Here is an 18025-nt window from a genome sequence, read left to right on the forward strand (position 1 = left end):
CTGACCTCGATGCCCTTCTAAACCCGACGACCCGTTCCGTCTTTAGAGATCAGTTCAGAATGGTGGACTGGTTGTCCGTTGTGGGGCCTTCTGGTGGTTTCATGCTCGGGTCATGGACGAGCGGATCGTGTCTGATGAGTTGTGGGCCCGCCTGATGTTGATCATTCCGGTCCGGGTGCGCCGGTACCGGTTCGCGGGCCTGCGCCGGACGGATGATCGCGCCGCGTTGGAGGGCATCTTGTTCGTCCTGCGGACCGGGATCGGCTGGAACTGGCTGCCCACGGCCTTGTTCGGTGCGTCGGGGGCGACGTGCTGGAGGCGGCTGACGGAGTGGCAGCAGGCGGGCGTGTGGCAGCAGTTGCATGAACAACTCCTCGCCGAACTCCGTGCCGCCGGGCTCCTGGACCTGGTCAACGCCCTCGTGGACTCCTCCCACCTCCGCGCCCTCAAAGGGGGGACCTCACCGGCCCGAGCCCGGTCGACCGGGCGAAGCTTGGCTCCAAGCAACACCTGATCTGTGACGGCAACGGCACGCCTCTCGCGGTGATTCTCACCGGCGGCAACCGCAACGACGTCACCCAGCTCACTCCGTTACTGGATGCCATTCCGCCGATCCGTGGACTCGTCGGCCGGCCCTGGCGCCGCCCGCGCAAGATCTACGCCGACCACGGCTGCCCCGACAGCCAGGGCGTCGGCGAGCGCCGTCACCGCCCACTCGTTCAACTGGCGCAGCCGGGCCTGAAGCGACCGACTGTCGGCGAGGCCGGCACCGGTCGCCTTCGCGATGACGGTGGCGAAGATGGTCGGGTGCGCCAGCGGCGGGGTCTACGCCCCACGATCCAGCCACGCACGAGCTCGTTAGGCCCGGGCGAGGAACACCACCTCCATAGGGGCGTCGCCCCGGGAGCGCGCCTCCATTGCGCTCACCCCGGCGGCGATCAACTGGCAGTCGTGCCGCACCGTCGTCGCCAACTGCCCTCCGTCCAGTTCGGGGGCGAGGCCCACAGCCAACAGCCGAATCCGTCTCGCGAGCTCTGGGGTGAGCTCAGTCGATCGGTCGAAAACCGGCTTGGCGAGCGCGGCCAGGCGCAGCGCCGCGAATGTCCGCCAGCCGTCCATCGGGACACTTCTCGAATCGACGATTCGCGAGATGCGGATCGCCGCCGCGGCGACCATACTAAGGTCGACCAGGACAGCGGAGCTCCCACCGAATGCGCGGCGCACGATCTCTCCGACGAACGCGCGACCCGCAACCTCCCCTACCGGGTCGTCGTTCTGAGCGAGCGCGGCGTCGAGTGCGAGCGCGAAGGTCCTGCCCATCACCAACTCCCAGACGTCGAGGAGCGGGACCGCCTTGTCAGCACTCCTGGACAGCCAGCCTCGCTGTCGGTCAGCCTCATGGAACCGCCGGACGTCACGGACTAGCGCATGAGCGAGCGCTCGCGCCATACCACCAGGTTCACGGGTCCGCCCCGTCAACTGATCCGTCAGGCAGAGATCCTTCGTCACTGGGTCAAGCGAACGCTCCGGGTCCAGCGGACGAAGGGGATTCTGTAGTACCTCGTTGCCCGGGATACGCTCTAATTCGCGCCTGACCAGCCGCCATTCACGGGCTTGAGCCTCACCTAAATCGCCGAGGCCTTGGACAGCTGCTTGGCCGGCTAGTTCGGCCACCGCCGTCAACTGGCCCACTATGCCCGCGTTCCCGACGTCCGCAGCCAGCGGACTCGCGACCTCGATTTCGACGAGCGCCGGGGTGACAAGAGAGTGCCGATCCGCATCGACGGCCAGATGCAGCCATGCGGGCTTGGCGGTGATCTCCGATCGGACCCACGCCACCAGCGGCGACCCGGCTACGAAGGTCTCCAGCCTCAGGGCACCACGGACTACCGCTGCTCCGAGCTCCGCATCTGTCGGGAGGCGGACTGGCTGCGCGCCAGCTTCCGCGAGAACCCCGTTGAGCCACTCGATGAACTGCTCAAGTTCCTGCCGCCAGATGCCCATTGCCGGAAAATCATTGCTCGGTCTGAACTCAGGAAAGACATCTGGGCGAGGAGCACGCGTCTCGCGGACGAACAGCCAGTACAGGTCCTCGGTGACTGGGCTGGGAACGACATGGGAGCCGGTGGTGGTCGCGACAGCGGCACCGACGTGCCGGGTCGCGAGTACCCCCGCGATCAACCGTCGGGTCTCCTGCGACGCACCGCTATCGAACGCCTCGGCCAGTACCTGCTCCAGCTGCCCCTCAAGCTCCTCGGCGAGTTCGCATTCAATGTGCACACACTCGAAGGCCAGTGCAAGGGCGTTCACCGTGCGCACGTCGAGACAGGCGGCCACAATCTGGTCGGCGTCCGCGCCGGCGACGTACAGCAGCGTCGTCTCCCGCCACCATGGATCGCTCACTCCCTCGACGAGGATTCCGACCTGGCCGGTGTCCCGGATGTGTTTGGCCGCCAGATACTCGCCGAAAGTATGGTGCGCAAACGCAAACAGGTCCTTCTCCCGCTCGACTAGCAGCCCGTTGGAGCTGACGTCGGTCAGGAAATCCTCGGCAGTTACCGCTTTTGACACCCTGCGCAGCGCCGGGCGGACGATCTCCAGCACGTCCTCCCTGCGCATGTCCCGCACTCGCGCCGTCATCATCGAAAAGGCGAGTCGACCGAGGAGCCGTTCCTTGCCCGCTCCAGGGACGATCGTCACGAGCTTCTTGGCCTCCTGCCTCCGCCACAGCATCACCTGGCAGATCTCCCCGTAAAGATCCGCTCGACTACCTGGCAGGGCGCCCCGATAGCGGTGCACATTCGCGATCATGGTGAGCAGAAGTGGGTTGACGGTCAGCCCGTACAACACCGGTGCGGCCGCCAGACGTGCGAGCAGGTCCTCGGCGGCCTCCGCCGCCCGTAGCCGGACGTCCGGGTCCGGGGAGTTCGTCGCGTGGCGCATGGTGGCGAGATACCAGGCGTGCAGGAATTGCCGGACCTGGGTGTCGGTGAACGGTCGCGCCTGGAGCACGACCGCCTGCTCGACGGTCGCGGACTGATAGCCGTGCGGGCGGGAGGTGATCACGAAGTCGTTGCCGGGGTACAACCGGATCTGGTGTTCGATCCAGGCCGCGACGGCGCGTCGGTCCTCGGCTCGGGCCACCTCGTCTAGGCCGTCGAGGAGCACCAGACATCGTCCCTGGTGAAGTTGCTCCTCCCACCAGCCGTCCGGCTCGACGACCCGCAGGCCGTGGACAGTGGCCCGAAGAATCTGCGGTAGGTCGTACTGCCGATCTGCCCGGCCCACGATGCCCAGCACGTGGTCACGCAGCAGGAGCAATATTGGCAGCCCGCGCCGTCGGCCGCGGCCCGCCCGCGCCGCTCGCCGCGCCACCTGCCGGAGCAGGGTGGTCTTGCCACTGCCGGGAGCTCCGATGACGGCGAGCACCGCGGGCCGGATCTGGTCGATCAGGTCGTGAATGGAGTGTCGCTTCGCGCTGTCCTCGCGAATGTCCGCCAGTACTCCGCTGACCGTGCGATGCAGCGGTTGAGTGGTCAGTCCCACGTCGACGAAGACCTCGTCGAGCTCTGGCAAGAACGGCCCCCCGGTGGCCAACCCCTTCGTGTCGATCAGCTTGAGACTGGCAGCGACCCGTTCTCGGTACCGCTGGCCGTAGCGGGTGATGGCTTGGCCCAGGCGCCGGTCGACCGCTTCACCGCCCTGCCGGAGCCTGCGGTCCAGCACAGGCATGATCGCCTTGACCAGCAGCACACCAATCAGCAGCACCACCTCGTAGCCGGCGGCCAGCAGCAGCGCCGGCACCGGGTGCGCCGTGATCAGGTCGCGCCAGACCGCCCCGAGTGCGGCCGGCACGCCCACCGTCACGAGGGTCGCGAGAAGGACCCTGCCCGGATGCCGCACGCCGCCCTCCCCCCAGCCGACGCACACCGTGCGAGCCACGTCAGTTCATGTTTAGTCTGTGGCGAGTGGCTCGACAAGACCGATGTGCCGGCCGGCCAGAGTCGGATTCCGGCACCTCAGCTATCGACCATCGTGTAGGCGGACCCGCCGACGCGCCGTTCGAGATCGCTGAACGCGAGTTTCGGCTCCTGTTGTTCGACGTGTGGGGTTTCGACCGTCCCGTCCCTTGGCAGCAGGACAAGCCGAAATGGTGGAGCGCAGACGTGAGTCCCAGCTGACACGAGACGGCGGTTCGGCACGGTTGTCGACGACCGCCCCGAGCCGGCTCGCCCTGGCTGCGTGACGCCGCGCCACCCAACAGGTACGAAGCGCTGGATCAATGTCAGTCGTGGCTGCGTTCAATGCGCCTGGCGATCGGTGTCGTACGTGCCGTCTAGGGTCGGCCGCATGGAGATCATCCACGAGGTCGCGATCGTCGTTCTCACTGACCGGGTCGGACGGGTGTTGATGCAACATCGCAGTCACGACGCGCACGTGGAACCAGGCAGGTGGACACCTCCGGGTGGACACCTGGAACCTGGGGAGGACGCCGTGACCGCCGCCTACCGCGAACTGCTGGAGGAGACAGGATTGACCGCTGTCCTTGCGCCTGACCAGGTGTGGGAGCAGGTCGATGCTGACGGGGCCGGGGTCCGCTTCCATGTGTTCACCGGCCGCACCGACGCCTGCCAGGAAGATATCGTCCTGGGCGAGGGTCTGGCGATGCGGTTCCTCACCCCCGACGAGATCGCCACGAAGGAACTGGTCAGCAACGCCCACATGTTCTTGAGCCTGCTACGACCACACCACCACGTGACATAGCGAAGGACGGCGCTGTCTGGGTGCGCCGGTCCTCGGCCCCGCAGCCAACCGAACCATGAACGACCAGCACCCCGGCCGGTCTACCAGCAGCGGGCTCGGCGAGCAGCCCGGCCCACGGATCGCCTACACGGCGCTCCAGAATGTCCACCCAACTACCGCTCCCCTCGATGATCATCCGCGCAAGCGCCCGAGGCCTGCGAGCAGTTCCAGCCGCTCCTCGGGATTCAGATCGGCAAAGGGTTGTCCAGCACGGACATTCGTATCGTCCTCGATGAGGTCACGCTCTGGACCCGGCGCCATCGCTGTGATCTGTGCCGCGGTCAGCCCCACCGCAGCCCAGGCCGCAGCGTGAGCGTCGGCGCGGTGACACCGGAACGCGCCAAGCAGGTTGAACAGGATCAAGCCGGCAGACCCGCCCGTCGGCTGGTAGGGCGGAGCGAGCGCGCCGAACACGCCGCCCGGAGCAGACTCAGCGACGCCGATCAACCGGTCGAACAAGGTGACCAGCCTCGGCAGTGCCGGGTCCTCGCCCCACAGCGTCGCCACCGCCGACGCGTAGCAGGCCGTGAGCTCCTCCAGCATCTGCCGACACCGGCCGGTCGCGACCAGATCGCCACCATCGATGGTGATCAGCCCCGCTCGGACCTGCTGGTCGACTTCACGGTGAAGCATCGCGTCGCAATCGGGAAAGTAGCGCAGCAGCGCGGCGACGGCGGTGACCGGCACCGGCCGGATCGGCAGCGCCAACCGCAGGGTGAGATAGAAGCCGAGGTCGGGCAGGCCGAAATGGTTCCGCAGCGCGACCGCAGGTCCGGAGCCGGTGCCTATTGCGCCCGCTTCCCGATGGACAGCGGTATGCAGACGATTCATGATCGGATCGACGAGCGCACCGCATCGGGCGGGTGACAGATCGAGGATGTGGGACACGGGCCGATCGTAGTCCAGATGATCAATGTCATGTGACCTGCGAAAGTGGACCTGGCCAGCGACAGGTTACTCGCCGGTTGTGCCGTCGATGCGCTCGCGGAGGAGGTCGGCGTGGCCGTTGTGGCGGGCGTACTCCTCGATCATGTGCAGGAAGACGTAGCGCAGGTTGTAATCGTCGTCGGGCATGATGTCGCCGAGGTCGCATTGCGCGACGGCCTCGCGGGATCGCTCAACGCTCGCGAGGTAGCTGGCCAGGTCGTCTTCGGCATGGTTGGTGTCCACGTCATCGCTGCCGTCGGGGTGGTCAGGGTTGTAGTCCCAGAAGAACTGGTGGATCGGCTTGTCGTCGTAGAAGTGAAACCACGACTCCACGACGGACATGTGCCGGATGAGACCCAGCAGCGACAGCGTCGACGGCTCGACCGAGCGCATCGCGAGCTGCTCAGGTGTGAGACCCGCGCATTTCATCAGCAGCGTCGCGCGCTGGAAATCCAGCCGAGCCTCGAGCGCGGCCCGCTCACCGGCTGGCGCGTGCGGCGGTTCGGACCGTTGGGGCAGGGGCCATGTCGACATTGCGGCCACCCTACTGACCAGGTCAGTCGCGCGCCATCCGATTAAGCACGCTCCAGACTTCCGTTGATCTTGTTACTCGGTGATCAGCATTCTCCGGCGGAGTAGGTCGAAGTTGGCGCGGCCGAACATGGCTCTTGATGGCCTTCAGTTTGCCGACCGTGCCCTCGACCGCGCCGGAACTCCAGCGCAGGGTGAGTCCGTTGGTGACGGCGGTCAGGGCTCGTCGCACGCCGGTGACGAAGACGCGCAGGTCCGGCAGGTCTACGGCCCCGGCGGCGTCCAGCCAGGCCGGAAGCCACACATCTCCGCTGCCCGCCGATGGGACCGAGTGCGCCACGCCGTCCGGACTGCGCGGGCCGGCCTGTGGACCGAATCATCGGCGCACAGACCGGCCCGGCCGGTGGCGATTCTCGCGCTACTCGGTGTGCAGTACCGCGGCGATCGTGGCGCGCGCCGCGGACCGAGCTGGGATCAGGGCGCCGAGGACGGCGATGACCAGGCCGGCGAGGGCGAGGGCGGCCAGTTGCGGGGCGTGCCAGACGTCTTTCATGGACTCGGGGAACACGACCACGCCGACGTTGTCCACGATGAGGCGGTGGGCGATGATGCCGAGCGGGATGCCCAGGAGTCCACCGATGACGCCGAGTCCGGCGACCGAGGCGACCGTCATCACGATGACCTGGCGGGGGGTCATGCCGATCGACTTGAGCATGCCCAGGTCGCGGCGGCGTTCGCGGATGTTGAGGAGCACGGTGTTGAACACGCCGAGCGCGGTGACGATGGTCAGCAGCACGGTGAACACCGTGGAGAAGCCGACCACGGTGGTGGTGCCGGTGTTGCCGCCGAGAGTCGCCGCCCGCACGGAGGGGTCTGCCGCCTTGACGGCGTTGATGTAGGCCTGCGAGTCGGTGCCGGGCGCGAGCTGCACCGTGAAATCCGTTGGGTGGATGTCCGGCGCGAGTACCGCCTGGGTCTGCCAGGTGGTGGTCATCGCTTTGGCGTTGCCCTCGATCAGCTCGCCGACGATGGTGACGGTGGCGCGGGTCCCGTCGCGTTCGAGCGTGATCTTGTCGCCGATCTTCAGGCCGCGTTGGGTGAGGAACGCCGGCCCGGCGAGGACCTCGCCCGGCGCGGCTGGTTGGCGGCCCCGGACTAGCCGCTGGGCGGCGGCCGGGTCGTCGGTGCGGACGAAGTCGGTGTAGACGGTCTGGGACTGTCCGACGATGCCGACCTGGCAGAAGCCCCGGACGGTGAGGTGCTGCACGCCGGGCAGCGACCGGAGCAGGTCTTCGAGCTGGGTGTCGGTGAGGCGCTGCGGGCCTTCGGCGTAGACCTGCACGCGGGGGCCGTCGCCGTGGCCGGACTCGCCGAAGGCGACCATGGTCGCGGTGAGTCCGGTGGTGAGGGTGACGGTCATGACGCCGAGGACGATCGCGGCCATGGTCAGCCCGGCCCGGCCGGGGCGGGTGAACGGCAGGCCCAGGCCCAGGCTGACCGGTCGGGGAAGTCGGGTGCCGCTGAGCCAGCGCTGGACCCGCAGGCCGCGGCCGGTCCGTGGTGCGCTGCCCGCGGAGATCGCTTGTGCGGCGGGTAGCCGGTGGGCCTTGGAGGCGGGGACCAGGGCGGTGAGCAGCACGAGCAGTGGCATGCCGATCAGGCAGGCGATCGGGATCCACGGGCCGGTGGCCGGCGTGATCGTCCCGGTCTCGATGCCGGCGAAGGCCATTGTCAGCACCGGGTCGGCAAGCAGCGTTCCGGCGACGGTGCCGATGATGCTGCCGGCGACGGCGGGGATGGACAGCATCGTCAGGTAGACGGCGACGACCTGGTTGGGGGTGAAGCCGAGGGCTTTGAGAACTCCGATGTGCCGGTGGCCGGAGACGACCGCGCCGCTGACCACGTTCGCGACGATCAGCACGGACACTGCCAGGCCCAGCACGCCGAAGACGGTCATGAACGGCAGGTAGGCATCCGCCTGGGCGGAGAAGGCACGGCGGAGGGTGAGGTGGGACTGGCCGTTGGTGAGCGCGCCGGACGGCAGTTCGGCCGTGGCCCTGGTCAGGCTCGCCTCGACCTGCGCGTCGGTCGCCGCGGCTGTGAAGCGGTACAGCATCTGGGTGCTGGTCGGGTGCAGCGCCTTGACCTGCTCGGGGGTGACCCAGGCGCCCGCGGATTTGCTGATGCTCGTCGCGAAGCCGACCACCGTCAACGGCGCGGCCCCTTCGGGGGTCAGTATGGTGCCGAGCGGGCCGGTGCCCCGCTCCCCGTGCGGTGAGTTGATAACGACCTCGCCGGGGCCGGCCGGCCACCGGCCCGACAGCATCTCGACCCGGTCGACGGGCCCGGCGGGGTCGGCCCTACCGATGACCACCAGTGAGCCCGGTGCCCGGCCCAGCCAGGTCTCTTTCATGTCCAGCGTAGCCTGCGCGAACGGCCCGGCCACCGCCTCGACACCGGGCCTCCCGGCCGTGCGGGCGAGCAGGTCATCGGTGACCTGAGCGCGGTCGAAGGTGGCGACGGCGTGCGCGCCGTGCTGGGCGTCGAAGGCCTCATCGAACGGGCCGGACGCCGCGGCCAGGAGCGCGGACGCGAGGAGCACCATCGTGGTGGAGCACAGCACGACCAGGCCGATCACGAACGTCTGCACCCTGCGCCGTTTGACCGCGGCCCGCGACGCCCGCCACACGGCCCTCATCGGGTCTGCTCCAGGGCGCTCTCGCGGGCGATGCGGCCGTCGGCGACCTCGACGAGGCGGCTGGCGCAGCGGGTGGCCAGGTGCGGGTCGTGGGTGACGATGAGGAGGGTCTGGCCGATCTGGTTCAGGTCGATCAACAGGTCCATCACCTGCTCGCCGGAGCGGCTGTCAAGGGCGCCGGTCGGCTCGTCGGCCAGCAGCAACGCCGGCCGGTTCATCAACGCGCGCGCCACCGCGACCCGCTGGCGTTCCCCACCGCTGAGCGTCGCGGGGTAGTTGTCGCGCCGGTCGGCGACACCGAGCTCGTCGAGGAGTTCCAGCGCGCGGCGGCGGGCCTGGCGGGCCGGGGTGCCGGTCAGCTGCGCGGCCAGGGCCACGTTGTCGAGCGCCGGGAGGTCATCGATCAGGTTGAAGAACTGGAAGATCATGCCGATGTGCCGGCGGCGGAACACGGCCAGCCCGGTCTCGGTCAACCCGCACAGATCCTGGCCATTGACCTCCACGAGCCCGGACGTCGGCCGGTCGAGGCCGGCGACCATGTTCAGCAGGGTCGACTTGCCGCACCCCGACGGCCCCATCACCGCGACCGCTTCACCCGCCCGGATCTGCAGGGACAGCCCGTCGAGGGCTTTGGAGTCGCCGTATTCCTTGTGTACGCCGTCCAGCCGGACGACGACCGGGTGCTCAGAAGTCATGATCGAAATCTAGGATCGCAAGGCCGCACACGCGTCCCTCCCGGGATGTAACTCCTCGGGCCCGTCATCCCAGGGATGTACGGGCGGTCATCCCGCGGTCGGCTCCGTGAACAGCGCGGGCCCCAGGGCCGCGAGGACCTCGGTCATGTAGTGCTCATCGACGGGTCGGGTGCGCAGGAGCCAGGTGTGGTAGATGGGACCGTAGAGCAGTTCGATCGCCAGTTCCGGGTCAAGGCCCGCGCGCAGCTGGCCCAGCTCGCGGGCCCGCTCGAGCCGGGCCACGCCCTCATCGATGGAGACCCGCAGGATCCGCCGGACGCCCTCGGCCGCGGCCTCCTCGGTCTGCGCGGCGGCGATCAGGCCGCGCCAGATCGCGCCGAACTCGGTGTGAAACAGGCGCATCACGTTGCCGGTCTGGGTGGCCATGTCGGCGCGGATGTCGCCGGTGTCGGGGAAGCCGGCGGAGGCGTCGCGGTGGATCCGCACGCCCTCGATCAGCACCTCCGCCTTGGAGCCCCACCAGCGGTAGATCGTCTGCTTGCCGACTCCGGCCCGGGCGGCGATGGCCTCGATGGTGGTGGCGGCGAAGCCGCGCTCGGCGCACAGTTCGAACGCCGCGGCGATGATGGCCTCGCGAGACTTCTCGTTGCGGCGGGCATGGGCGGGCGGGGTCATGCCAGTCAGCATAGCAATCTGGGAACGGCACGTCTCGTCTTGCCACGGCGGGCGGGGTGGGGTAGCGTCCAGGCGGCGCGAGACGGTCCGTCTCGTCTTAGGGTGTGGAGGTCTCATGAACACAGGACTGGTGGTGAGGGCACGAGAGCCCGACGCGCGGGGCGTCGTGGGCGCGGTAGTCGTCGACTACCGCATCTACGCCGCCCTCGTCGCCGCGATCCGGCTCGTCGACACCGGCGACAGGCCACCCGCGCCGCCGAACGCCCACCCGCCGGGGCAACGGCGCACCCCCGGTCGTCCCGAGTCAGATGGGACCTCCGCCGTGCATCGCGACCCGGCGGCGCTCACGCCCCGCGAGCTCGAGGTCCTCACACTCCTCGGCCGCGGGCTGTCCAACGCCGAACTCGCCCAAGAACTCACGCTCAGCGGGCACACCGTCAAATCCCACGTCGCCCGGATCTTCGCGAAGCTGTACCTGCGCGACCGCGCCCAGGCCGTCATCCTCGCCTACGAGACCGGCCTGGTCTCACCCGGCGACCAGGGACACGTACTTGGCCCTACGGGATGACGCGGATCTTCGGCGGAGATGGGAGGCTGACGCGGTGTGGACCATCGAAGCGGGCATCGCCGTGCTGGCGTGCGCCGTCGCGGCCTGGCTGGGCGTGGCGCTGATCCGGGCCCGCCGGCTCTACCGCGACGCCATCCGGGAACGCGGCTGGCTCCTGCAACGCGAACGTGACAGCGCCGCGCGGACCGCCGTCGACGCCGAACGGGCAAGGATCGCCGCGGAACTGCACGACATCGTCAGCCACAACGTGAGCCTGATGGTGGTCCAGGCCGCAGCGGCCCGCGAAGTGATGACCACCCTGCCCCAGGAGGCCAGCGCCGCGATGGGCGCCGTCGAGACCGCAGGACGCGACACGATGACCGAGCTGCGGCACCTCCTGGGCCTCCTCGCCCCGGACGCCAACGGCGACGACGAACCCGCCCGCACCGAACCCCAGCCGAGCCTGGCCAGGCTCAGCTCACTGATCGACCGGATCGCCTTCGCCGGCCTGCCCGTCGAAGTGCGGATCGCAGGCGTCGCGCGCCCGCTACCGCCCGGCATCGACGTCACCGCCTACCGGATCATCCAGGAGGCCCTGACCAACGCCCTCAAGCACGGCGACGGAGGACAAGCCCAAGTGACAGTGAGCTACACCGAACGCCACCTACGGGTCGAGGTACTCAACAGCGGACCGAGCGTGCTGACCGGTAGCCGATCCGCAGCGAAACCCGACGGTGCCGGCCGCGGGCTGCTCGGCCTGCGCGAACGCGTCGCGGTGTACGGCGGCGACTTCGACGCCCGCCGCCGGCTCGGCGGCGGCTACCGCGTCCGCGCCCGCATCCCCCTGGACCGGCCGTGACCAGCCCCGGGCCACGGGTCATGATCGCCGACGACCAAGAGCTCGTCCGAACCGGATTCCGACTCATCCTCACCGCGCGCGGCATCGACGTGGTCGGCGAGGCCACCGACGGCGTCGAGGCCGTCGCCCTCGCCCGCCGGTTGCGGCCCGACGTGGTCTTGATGGACATCCGGATGCCGAACATGGACGGCCTGCAGGCCGCCAGCCGCATCCTCACCCACCTGCCGGACTGCCGGATCATCATGCTGACCACATTCGACCTCGACAAGTACGTCTACGCCGCCCTCGCCGCCGGCGCCAGCGGCTTCCTCCTCAAGGACGTCACCCCCGCACACCTCGCCGCCGCCATCCGACTCGTCAACACCGGCGACGCGCTCCTGGCACCGTCCATCACCCGCCGACTGGTCGAACGCTTCGCCACCGCCACCCCTGAACCCGGCGCGGCCCCCGCCGTGCACCGCGACCTGGCCGCACTCACGCCCCGCGAACGCGAAGTCCTCACCCTCATGGGCCACGGGCGCTCCAACACCGAACTCGCCCAGGACCTGACGCTGAGCGAAGCCACCGTGAAAACCCACGTGGCCCGCATCTTCGCCAAGCTGAGTCTCCGCGACCGCGCCCAGGCCGTCGTCGTCGCCTACGAGACCGGACTCGTCTCGCCGGGCGACTCCGGCTAGCGCATGGAAGTCGGATCCTGCGCAAGGCAGGCCCGCGCAGCACTACCGCTTTCAAGATCATCTTTGCTACGGTGACCGTCGTGAAAAAGATCTTCCACGCGGCCCACATCTACATGATCCTCGGCGTGATCAGCGGCCTGTACTACCGCGAGATCACCAAGATGAACGACTTCACCGGCGACACCCAACTCGGCGTCGTACACACCCATCTCCTCGCACTCGGCATGCTGTTCTTCCTCATCGTGCTGGCACTCGAGAAGGTGTTCACGCTATCGGCCAGCAAACTGTTCACCTGGTTCTTCTGGGTCTACAACGCCGGCCTCGCACTGACCGTCACCATGATGACCATCCACGGCACCCAGACCGTCCTCGGCGCCACCACCAACACGGCGATCTCCCTCATCGCCGGGCTCGGGCACATCGTGCTCACCGTCGGCCTGATCCTGTTCTTCACCACCCTCGGCAAACAAATCCCCGCCAAGAACAGCACCGGCGCACAGTCATGACGATGCGCGCCATCGGCCAGGACTCACACGGCGGACCCGAGGTCCTCAAGGTGATCGAGGTGCCACGACCGGAACCCGGACCCGCCGAGGTGCTCATCCGGGTCCACGCGGCCGGGGTCAACCCGACCGACGCGTGGCACCGGTCCAGCGCCGGACTCGCCGGCGGCGACACGCCCATCAGACTCGGCTGGGACGTGTCCGGCGTGATCGAAGCGACCGGGCTCGGCGTGACCACCCTCAAACCCGGCGACGAGGTCTTCGGCCTGCCCCGTCACCCCCGACCCGCAGGCACGTACGCGCAATACGTGACCTCCCCCGCACGGCACCTCGTCGCCAAGCCAACCGGCCTGACCCACGTCGAGGCCGCCGCACTGCCACTGGCCGGCCTCACCGCATGGCAGGCACTGGTCGACACCGCAAACATCCAACCAGGCCAACGGGTACTCATCCACGCCGCAGCCGGCGGCGTCGGACACCTCGCCGTCCAAATCGCCAAGGCACGCGGCGCACACGTGATCGGCACCGCCCGCTCCGCCAAACACGACTTCGTACGCGGCCTGGGCGCCGACGAGGTCATCGACTACACCACAGCCGACTTCACCGACGTCGTCCACGGCGTCGACGTAGTCATCGACCCGATCGGCGGCGAGTACGGACCACGCTCCCTGACAACCCTGCGTCCCGGCGGCATCCTCATCGCCCTCGCCTCACCCGACGAGACCTACCTGGTCGACAGGGCCCGCCAGCTCGGCGTGCGCGCCGCCTTCATGATCGTCGAGGCCGACCAGGCGGGGATGCGCGAACTCGCCGCGCTCGTCGACGCCGGCCGGCTGCGGCCCGAGATCGCGACGACCCTCCCCCTCGAGCAGGCCGCCAGGGCCCACGAGCTCAGCCAGAACGGCCGCACCACTGGAAAGATCGTCCTCACTGTGGGCTGAGAGGGCGGTCCGTGATGCTATGTCCTTTTAGGGTTTGGCTCTGGGATTGAAGTCCTGCTCGGAGGGCTTTGCGGCCGGCGGCGCTGGGGCGAGTGTGAACAGGCCCGGCCCGGTCTCGACGTTCATCGACCCCACCACGGCAGTCACGGAAGGTGAGCCGACCGGCACGACAAGTCCATTCCGCTCGCTGGTCTGAAACTGTCGGACCATTGGGGCAGTATCTCCGGCATGGGATTTCAACTCGCCATCGATTGCGCCGATCCGGACCGGCTGGTCAGTTTCTGGGCGGCCACGCTGGGCTATCGGGCGCAGGATCCGCCCGAGGGGCATGTCACCTGGCGGGATTTCTACGTGAGTGTGGGGGTGCCCGCCGAGGAGCTTGGTGATGGTGACTGCGCCGACCGGATCGTCGATCCGGCCGGTGCCGGGCCGGCCATCTGGTTCCAGATCGTGCCGGAGCGCAAGACGCTCAAGAACCGCCTGCATCTTGACGTGTTGGTGGGTGGTGGCCGGTCGGTTCCGGTGGCGGTGCGCCGCCAGCGGGTCGATGCCGAGGTGGAGCGGCTGGTGCGGCTCGGCGCCACGGTGCTGTCCAAGCATGACGGCGACACGGATGGCCAGTATGGCGTGACGTTGGCCGATCCGGAGGGCAACGAGTTCTGCGTCGCGTGACGCGAAGCCGGCGGCCTCGGGGGCGGTTCGTGAGGTTGATGTCCACTTCGGATGTCGGGCCGACGCAGGAGTCCTGTTTGTCGGACTATGCGGATGTCGTCGCAGTGATCGTGAACAGGCCAGGCTCGGTCTCGACGAGGATCTGGCGGGCGACGAGGCGTTTGAGCTTGGCGCGCATGCCGCCGACGGTGGTGGCGAAGGCGGCGAGGATCTGCTGGTAGGGGGTGCTGGCGATGGTCGCGTCGGCGGGTGCTCAAAAACCGCCCTCTGAGTCCACGCTCGGCCAGGACTGGCCCATGAGGACGTCGTGGCCGTAGCGCGTTCAAAGTTCTCGCGACACCACGGTTGCGCGGTGGACCCGCTTCACGACAGGGGCCACGGGGGGCGATGGCCTCCAGCCGGTTCCACGCGTTGATCACGGTGACAGACCAGATCAGCTCGGCGAGTTCGACCTCGCCGAGCTGGGCGGCCGCGCGGGCGAAAACCTCGTCGGACACGGGATGTCGGCGAGCCAGACCATCGCCTCGGTCAGTTCGAGGGCGGCGCGCTCGCGGTCGGTGAATAACGGGGTGTCCCGCCACACCGGCAACACGGACAGCCGCTGCTGCTCCTCGCCGCCCTTGAGCGCATCCGTGTTGTGCGTGTCGGTGAGCACCTGGCTGCGCAGTATCTCCACCCGGCCAAGCCTGTCATCACCGCCCCAGCCCCGCCGTCGGTCAGGCGCGTCACCGGCTGGATCTGCCGCCACCCCAACCACCTAGGCGTGCGCGACACCCTGCGACTGAGGGCGATCCTGGCTCGCTGCCCGGAACTGGACGCCGCGTTCGAGCACGTCCGGTCCTTCGCCCGGATACCGACCGCACCGGCAACCAGAACCTGACCGATTGGATCGCCGCCGCCAGCACCTCCGGCCTGCCCGGCATCAGCGGCTTCGCCCTGAACCTGACCGCCGACCTGGACGCCGTCACCGCCGGGCTGAGTCTGCACTGGAACTCCGGCCCGGTCGAGGGCAACGTCAACCGCATCAAAATGCTCAAACGACAAATGTACGGCCGAACCGGATTCGCATTGCTCCGCAAGTGTCCTTCTCACCTGAGGGCGACACTCACAGAACGGGCGAGGATTTCGCATCCCATGTGAGCTCGCCGCGAAGGAGCCGGATCCAGGCGTCGGCCACCGGCATGAACACGTCGACCTCGACATCCCCGGAATACACGGCATGCCTGTCGAAGGGCAACGCGTTCAGGTCAGCCCCGGTGATCACAGGGCCGAAGGCCAGTAGCCGACTGCGAGCGTCCTCCGACAACGCCAACAGCGTCTCCACCCGATCCGAGTCGGCCCCGACAAACCGGTCCAAATTAGCAGTGACCATACCCGTGAACGCCTCGGTCGCATGCAGACGCCACTCATCGCGCGCCTCCAGCAACCAGCCCGGCCGGTCCGAACCAGAATCGATCTCTTCACACAACACAAAGAGCCACAACGCGATCTTGGAGTCACGGGTCCAGAATCCATGCTCCGCGTACCAGGTAAATGACGAACCCATGGCGCCATTACACCTGATCACCTCACAAACGCCGCCCTCACCCCACCACGACCTCCCGGCCAATCACGCTTTGGACGCTGTTGGCGATCTTGGCCTGTTTGTCCCGTATCGCTTCTGGTGTGAGGTTCGTTGGGTGTGGTGAGGCGGCCCGCGTCGGAGGTGGTGGCGATGTCGATGGGGCGTGTTTCGGGTGGGGCGATTCCGGTGGTGACGGCGCGGGTGGCTCGGGCGGCGTGTCCGAAGGGGACGCCGGCGATGTGGGTCCGGGACAAGCTTCAGGAGCTGTTCGTGGACTCCGATTTCGCCGATTGGTTCGGTGGTGATGGGCGTCGTGGTGTGTCGCCGGCACGGTTGGCGATGGTGTCGGTGTTGCAATACGCGGAGAACCTTCCCGACCGCCAAGCCGCGCGGGCGGTGGCGTGCCGCATCGACTGGAAATACGCACTCGGTATGGACCTCGATGAGCCCGGGTTTGATCACTCGGTGCTCAGCGAGTTCCGTGACCGGCTGGCAGAGGGCGATCGTGCTGACCTCCTGCTGCAGGTGATGGTCGATCGGCTTGCAGCAGCTGGCCTGGTCAAGCGACGTGGCCGGATGCGCACCGACTCCACCCACGTGCTGGCCGCGGTCCGCAAACTCAGTCGGGTGGAACTGGTGGCCGAGACGCTGCGGACCGCGTTGGAGGCCCTCGCCCGGGTCGACGAGGTTTGGCTCTCACGGGTGATCACGCCCGAGTGGGGACAACGGTATGGCCGCCCGATCCGCTACGAACACCAACCCAAGGGCCAGACGGGGGTGTCTGACTACCTTCTGCAGGTCGGCGGCGACGGCATGGCGCTGCTACAGGCCGTCTACCATTCCAGCGCCCCGGCATGGGTTCAAGCGGTCGCCGAAGTTGAGATCCTGCGGCAGGTCTGGGTCCAGCAGTACTGGCACGACGCCGGACAACTGCGCTGGCGGGAGACCAAGATCTCCAGGGCGCGGCGCAGCCGCAACGACTCGCCCCGACGGGCCAAAGGGCCCGAGGTCGCAGACGACGAGCCCGCACGGGTCCCCTGGTCGAGTTCGGAGATCGTCACTCCACATGACACTGACGCCCGGTTCAGTCACAAGGCCGGGAAAATCGCCTGGATCGGATACAAGGACCACCAGACCGAGACCTGCGACGACGACGCCGTCAACGTTATCGTGCACGTTCTCACCACCCCCGCTCCCGAACAGGATGTCGAGGCGGTCAGTCCGATTCACGCCGCACTGGCCACCGGATCGCTCACTCCGGCCGAGCACCTGCTCGACAGTGGATACGTCACCCCGTACATCATCCACCAGGCCGCCACCGAACACGGGATCACGATCGTCGGGCCCGTCCGCCTGGACCCGCGGGCCGCCGACCGCCCCCGATTCGCCAAGGAAGACTTCCATATCAACTGGGAGGATCAGACCGTCACCTGCCCCCAGGGCGTGACCAGCCCGCCCTGGAAACCAACCGTCACCGACCGCAAAGCCGGCATCTCTGTCCTGTTCAGACGCGGTGACTGCCGGGCCTGCGACGTCCGCCTGCAATGCACCGGCAACATCGACGACAAGGGACGACACCTCCTGCTGCTTCCTCGACCCCAGCAGGAAATCCAGACCCGTGTCCGCGCCGAGCAACAGACCCCCGAATGGCAGCGCAGATACGACCTCCGCGCCGGCGCGGAATCCACCGTCTCGGAGACCACCCGAGCCCACGGACTACGCCACTGCCGCTACCGAGGCCTGGCCAAAACCCACGTCCAACACGTCCTCATCGCCGCCGGCACCAACATCTGCCGCCTCGCCGCCCACGACCCAACCCACCCACACCACCGACCACCCAGCCACCTGAAACGACTCTGCAAGACCCTGACAACCACCATCTGACCCGACAAGATCGCCAACAGCGTCCGCTTTGTGGGCCAGAACCCAAAAC

Annotated in this window: 17 protein-coding genes and 2 pseudogenes; 10 read left to right on the forward strand and 9 right to left on the reverse strand. The window is 68.1% G+C overall.

Features of this window, described 5'->3' with window-relative positions; genetic code table 11:
* Nucleotides 1–112: 112 nt before the first annotated feature.
* Nucleotides 113–672: pseudogene (locus IW245_RS11680) on the forward strand (IS5 family transposase); the annotation flags it as partial.
* 186 nt (nucleotides 673–858) lie between these two features.
* On the opposite strand, the gene IW245_RS11685 reads toward IW245_RS11680, so the two are convergent.
* On the reverse strand, nucleotides 859–3942 hold the full coding sequence (locus IW245_RS11685; RefSeq protein ID WP_197003198.1) for an NACHT domain-containing protein: 3084 nt from the start codon (nucleotides 3940–3942) through the stop codon (nucleotides 859–861).
* A gap of 408 nt (nucleotides 3943–4350) precedes the next feature.
* Between IW245_RS11685 and IW245_RS11690 the strand changes: the two genes are divergently transcribed.
* On the forward strand, nucleotides 4351–4764 hold the full coding sequence (locus IW245_RS11690) for an NUDIX domain-containing protein (protein ID WP_197003199.1): 414 nt from the start codon (nucleotides 4351–4353) through the stop codon (nucleotides 4762–4764).
* A gap of 171 nt (nucleotides 4765–4935) precedes the next feature.
* On the opposite strand, the gene IW245_RS11695 is transcribed toward IW245_RS11690, so the two are convergent.
* The 6 genes from IW245_RS11695 to IW245_RS11720 all read right to left on the reverse strand — a co-directional run bounded on the left by IW245_RS11695 (nucleotide 4936) and on the right by IW245_RS11720 (nucleotide 10329).
* Nucleotides 4936–5691: a hypothetical protein gene (locus tag IW245_RS11695; protein WP_197003200.1), complete on the reverse strand. Its 756-nt coding sequence runs from the start codon at nucleotides 5689–5691 to the stop codon at nucleotides 4936–4938.
* A 66-nt stretch (nucleotides 5692–5757) separates the two neighbouring features.
* Nucleotides 5758–6264, reverse strand: a complete 507-nt coding sequence (locus IW245_RS11700; RefSeq protein WP_197003201.1) for a DinB family protein — start codon at nucleotides 6262–6264, stop codon at nucleotides 5758–5760.
* A gap of 22 nt (nucleotides 6265–6286) precedes the next feature.
* Nucleotides 6287–6601, reverse strand: coding sequence for a transposase (locus tag IW245_RS11705; protein WP_197003202.1), 315 nt, complete (start codon nucleotides 6599–6601; stop codon nucleotides 6287–6289).
* Nucleotides 6602–6679: 78 nt separating this feature from the next.
* Complete coding sequence (locus tag IW245_RS11710; protein ID WP_197003203.1) at nucleotides 6680–8959, reverse strand: ABC transporter permease; 2280 nt, start codon at nucleotides 8957–8959, stop codon at nucleotides 6680–6682.
* Nucleotides 8956–9654, reverse strand: coding sequence for an ABC transporter ATP-binding protein (locus IW245_RS11715; protein ID WP_197003204.1), 699 nt, complete (start codon nucleotides 9652–9654; stop codon nucleotides 8956–8958). The genes IW245_RS11710 and IW245_RS11715 overlap by 4 nt, the downstream gene beginning before the upstream one ends.
* An 87-nt stretch (nucleotides 9655–9741) precedes the next feature.
* Nucleotides 9742–10329 carry a TetR/AcrR family transcriptional regulator gene (locus IW245_RS11720; protein ID WP_197003205.1) on the reverse strand — a complete coding sequence of 196 codons (588 nt, stop codon included), beginning with the start codon at nucleotides 10327–10329 and terminating at the stop codon, nucleotides 9742–9744.
* Between the two features lie 331 nt (nucleotides 10330–10660).
* Here IW245_RS11720 and IW245_RS11725 point away from each other — a divergent pair.
* From IW245_RS11725 to IW245_RS11750, 6 genes and pseudogenes are all read left to right on the forward strand, one after another.
* A pseudogene (locus tag IW245_RS11725) lies at nucleotides 10661–10897 on the forward strand (response regulator transcription factor); the annotation flags it as partial.
* Between the two features lie 34 nt (nucleotides 10898–10931).
* Nucleotides 10932–11735: a sensor histidine kinase gene (locus IW245_RS11730; RefSeq protein WP_197003206.1), complete on the forward strand. Its 804-nt coding sequence runs from the start codon at nucleotides 10932–10934 to the stop codon at nucleotides 11733–11735.
* A 20-nt stretch (nucleotides 11736–11755) separates the two neighbouring features.
* Nucleotides 11756–12412 carry a response regulator gene (locus IW245_RS11735; RefSeq protein WP_197008453.1) on the forward strand — a complete coding sequence of 219 codons (657 nt, stop codon included), beginning with the start codon at nucleotides 11756–11758 and terminating at the stop codon, nucleotides 12410–12412.
* 71 nt (nucleotides 12413–12483) lie between these two features.
* Nucleotides 12484–12918: a DUF2871 domain-containing protein gene (locus tag IW245_RS11740; RefSeq protein WP_233473204.1), complete on the forward strand. Its 435-nt coding sequence runs from the start codon at nucleotides 12484–12486 to the stop codon at nucleotides 12916–12918.
* Between the two features lie 2 nt (nucleotides 12919–12920).
* Complete coding sequence (locus IW245_RS11745) at nucleotides 12921–13856, forward strand: NADP-dependent oxidoreductase (protein ID WP_197003207.1); 936 nt, start codon at nucleotides 12921–12923, stop codon at nucleotides 13854–13856.
* A 228-nt stretch (nucleotides 13857–14084) separates the two neighbouring features.
* Nucleotides 14085–14528 carry a VOC family protein gene (locus IW245_RS11750; RefSeq protein ID WP_197003208.1) on the forward strand — a complete coding sequence of 148 codons (444 nt, stop codon included), beginning with the start codon at nucleotides 14085–14087 and terminating at the stop codon, nucleotides 14526–14528.
* A 433-nt stretch (nucleotides 14529–14961) separates the two neighbouring features.
* Here the strand turns inward: IW245_RS11750 and IW245_RS11755 are convergent, their stop codons facing one another.
* A complete protein-coding gene (locus tag IW245_RS11755) occupies nucleotides 14962–15204 on the reverse strand; it encodes a carboxymuconolactone decarboxylase family protein (protein ID WP_197003209.1) in 243 nt (80 codons plus the stop codon).
* Between the two features lie 125 nt (nucleotides 15205–15329).
* Between IW245_RS11755 and IW245_RS40580 the strand changes: the two genes are divergently transcribed.
* A complete protein-coding gene (locus IW245_RS40580) occupies nucleotides 15330–15668 on the forward strand; it encodes a transposase (protein WP_267920142.1) in 339 nt (112 codons plus the stop codon).
* On the opposite strand, the gene IW245_RS11765 is transcribed toward IW245_RS40580, so the two are convergent.
* Nucleotides 15634–16074, reverse strand: coding sequence for a hypothetical protein (locus IW245_RS11765; RefSeq protein WP_197003210.1), 441 nt, complete (start codon nucleotides 16072–16074; stop codon nucleotides 15634–15636). The two genes, IW245_RS40580 and IW245_RS11765, sit on opposite strands and share 35 nt — an antisense overlap.
* A 168-nt stretch (nucleotides 16075–16242) precedes the next feature.
* On the opposite strand from IW245_RS11765, the gene IW245_RS11770 reads away from it, so the two are divergent.
* Nucleotides 16243–17976, forward strand: coding sequence for an IS1182 family transposase (locus IW245_RS11770; RefSeq protein WP_197003211.1), 1734 nt, complete (start codon nucleotides 16243–16245; stop codon nucleotides 17974–17976).
* The last annotated feature ends 49 nt before the right edge of the window (nucleotides 17977–18025 follow it).

It is taken from the genome of Longispora fulva (genome assembly GCF_015751905.1).
GTDB classification, from domain to species: Bacteria; Actinomycetota; Actinomycetes; order Mycobacteriales; family Micromonosporaceae; genus Longispora; species Longispora fulva.